At 62.3% G+C, this 3,243-nt stretch carries 1 protein-coding gene; it reads right to left on the bottom strand.

From position 1 onward, the window contains the following. Positions 1–246 precede the first annotated feature (246 nt). A complete protein-coding gene (locus Q4543_RS24005; protein ID WP_303442615.1) occupies positions 247–2,742 on the bottom strand; it encodes a cation:proton antiporter in 2,496 nt (831 codons plus the stop codon). Positions 2,743–3,243: the final 501 nt, after the last annotated feature.

The raw sequence follows: 3,243 nt of genomic DNA on the forward strand, positions 1-3,243 counted from the left end.
ACGGCATCAAGCCATCAACACAAGATCAGGCCGCCGCTTGATGACCGCCCAAACACCAGATTTGACAATAGCTCGTGAAATGAAGCTATAGGTCTCCGGTGAAACCGGGACGATTCAGTACGGGGTTCCTCCGAAGTTGCGGAGAACTATTACTTTTACTTTAGCTCAGACCCACCTGGTCGGCTCTCGGCACAGAGCTGTTATCGAACGGATGCCCGTCAGTAGGATGCTTCCGACCGGACAGAGTCACGGCAGCAGATCTACCGGATCGATTCCGCGCTTGTCGGCACTGGCACGAACGGCCGCACGAAGGGTTTCGCTCCGCTTGAGCAAACGTCTGAACCGATCCTCTTCCAGAACAAGCAGCGTCGTCGGTGCGATGGCGCGGACATCGGCCCGGCGCGCCTTGTCCGTCAAGATGGCCATCTGGCCGAACATCTCCCCGCGCCCCAAGCGCCATTTCTGGCCCGCGCTTTCCAGTTCGACCGCGCCAGACGCGATGAAAAAGACACTTTTGGCAGGGGTCGCCTTGCGAAGAAGCACCTCGCCACCATCGGCGTAGCGTGTCGCGAGCGCCCGCCCCATGCTCTTCATGTCACTTTCCTCGAGATCGGCGAAGAGCGGGAACTGTCGGACGAACGCCACCCGCTGGACCGCGACGTCCAGAGTGGGACGTTCCTCAGCCGTCACCCGGCGCGTTGCCAGCTCCTGCATGAGCGCTGTGTAGACCTCGGTGCCGATCAGGCCGTCTTCACGCATGGCCACATACTCTCGCTCCTCCATCCGCAGCGCAGTGCGGCGGATGAAGCGCCGTTCGATTTCCTCCGCATATCCGGGATATTGCAGCCTTAGACCGTCCAGCGCAGTCTCGATTGCCTCGATCCGCCGGGCCAGCAATTCGTGCAGCAATTCTGCAACCCGTCTGCCGTGAATACGCCGGATGCGGCCGTCGATGAAGGCCCCCAGATCACGCAGGATCAGGCGTTGCGACAACAGCAGTTCGAACCGGTCGGCCGTCATACGCGCGAGCGGGGCTGAAAAACCCAGTCGCCCATGCAGCAAAACCGCGCCGCGAAACGCCGATCCGTAGGAGACGCTTCGCCGGGCCGCGCGTTGATATCCGCTACGGCCCTGCGTGCGCGCCCCTTCGATCAGCCGGTCGGCGTTAGACAGGACAAGTTCCGCCATTCGGGCCGAGATGGTCCGTTCGCGCACCCGTTCAAGGATCGTATCACGCTCGTGGCCAGCCAAGGCGATCAGGCCCAGAGCGATGCGATCGCGCTCCAGGATATCGGCGCTCGCTTCGGCCTCCTTGACCGCCGCGTCCAGACGTTTGCCGAACCGCTTCGCTTCCGTCCGCACGGTCTCGCGGTTGAGGTCGTAGTTCTCGGTGGTCCGCGCGACATCTTCACGGACAGTCTGCAAGGCAACTGCAACGACCTGCCTGGAGAGTGCCTCGTCAATCGGAGACAACCGGTCGAGGCCGAGTCGGCCGATGACCCAGCGCAGCGTGGTGCCTTGAACCACGAGAGTGAAGAGTGTGAACCCCGTGGCGAGGATGCCGACGAGGCGCTGGATATCGGCCGGCACATGGACGCTTTCCGTGACCGCCAGAGCCAAGGCGAGCGTCACCGCCCCCCTGAGGCCACCCCATAGGATCGCCACCCTGTAGGGTCGCTCGACGGCCGGAGAAAGCTTCAGCGCCGTCAGAACCGGCATGAGGCCGAACAAGATGGCCATTCGCGCGACAACGGCTGCAAGGATCACGACGCCGATCAAGACAAGGTCTGCGAGCCGGACCTCTTCAAGCAGCCTTGGGATCAACAGCGCGGCGAGAATGAAGATGAGTGCGCCGGCCCAATGGGCCAGCACGCCCCATAATTCGCGAAGGTTCGCCCATGATTGGGGCGGGAGACGCCCGGGAGCCGTCAGGTTGAGAGTCAAGCCGGCAGTCACTACCGCGATCACGCCCGACGCTCCGACGCTCTGCTCCGCCACGATGTAGGCCAGGTAGGGCAACGCCACAGAGATCGAGACCTGTGCCAATTCGTGACGGCTGAACAGTGCCATCACCCAGACGGCGATCCGTGCGGCCAGCCAGCCGGTCACCGCACCGCCAGCGACGAGGACCGGAAACCGCGCCAGGGCATCAGCCAAATTCGGGTCTGGGAGGCCCAGCATTACGAAGGCCATGAACAGGCCGAACAGGGCGATGGCCGCCGCATCGTTCAGAAGGCTCTCGCCCTCGATGATACGCGCCAGGCGCCGCGGTGCCGAGATGGAGCGGAATATCGAAACCACCGCCGAGGGGTCGGTGGTTGACACGATGGAGCCCACCAAGAGGCACGCCGCCAAAGGAATCGTGCTGGCCCAGGAAAGGGCGTAGCCTACGGAAATCGTGGCCACGAAGACGGCAAGGATTGCGAGAACCAGGATGGGGACCCAATCGTCCAGCATTCGCCGCAAGTTCATCCCCAATGTCGCCTGAAACAGGAGCGTCGGCAGAAAGACGTAGAGGAATACGTTGGAGCGGATCGGCAGCTCGAGGATCGCCTCGGCGACCGGGTTTAGCGCGTCCGTCAGTTCCGTTCTCAAAAAGAAGGTCGCGCCGATCCCGATCAGTATACCAAGGACCGCAAGGATCACGCTGTAAGGCAGCCGCAGGCGCGCAGCGAAAGGTTCGGCGGCACCGATGACCAGAAAGAGCGATGCAATGACTGTGGTGACGAGAATGATGTCCATGCACCGGGAATACCAGAAATTTCCCCGGACGCATCCGCGTTATCGGCGCGATCGGCCGAGGCTGTGCGGAAACTGAAGGCTGAAGGCTGGAGACCGTGGGGCGGCGGGTTTGTCGGGTACGTTCTCTCTGACATTGCAAATATTGTTTGATTGGCCGCCTCAGCCCGGGATCGCGACTATCAGGCCGCTGATGCGACCGGTGCGAACGGGTCAGCCGGAAGGCCCAATCGCAGCAATTTAGGCATAAGGGGGCTGCGATCATAAAGGGCGCGGAGATTGTTCCGAAAGAGCTGCACTCGGGTCAGTGGCGATATCGCCGACCTTCGGGCCGATTCCGCCGAAACACCTTGAGGCGCGTCTGGCTCAAATGACTCGTCGTCGGCCGCGCAGGGCGCTGTTGCACAAATCAGCTGATGACCGCAGTTCCCCTCTTATCTTTCCCGGTAGGACGTCCCCGTTCGCGGAACGTCTCCCCGGAGCGCCTGCAATGTGGGATGTCTG

The sequence above is a fragment of the Salipiger sp. 1_MG-2023 genome (assembly GCF_030547555.1).
Taxonomy (GTDB): Bacteria; Pseudomonadota; Alphaproteobacteria; order Rhodobacterales; family Rhodobacteraceae; genus Salipiger.

Coding starts and splice junctions, on each gene's coding strand:
- Q4543_RS24005 (WP_303442615.1), bottom strand. CDS start 2,742: ATGGACATCATTCTCGTCACCACAGTCATTGCATCGCTCTTTCTGGTC.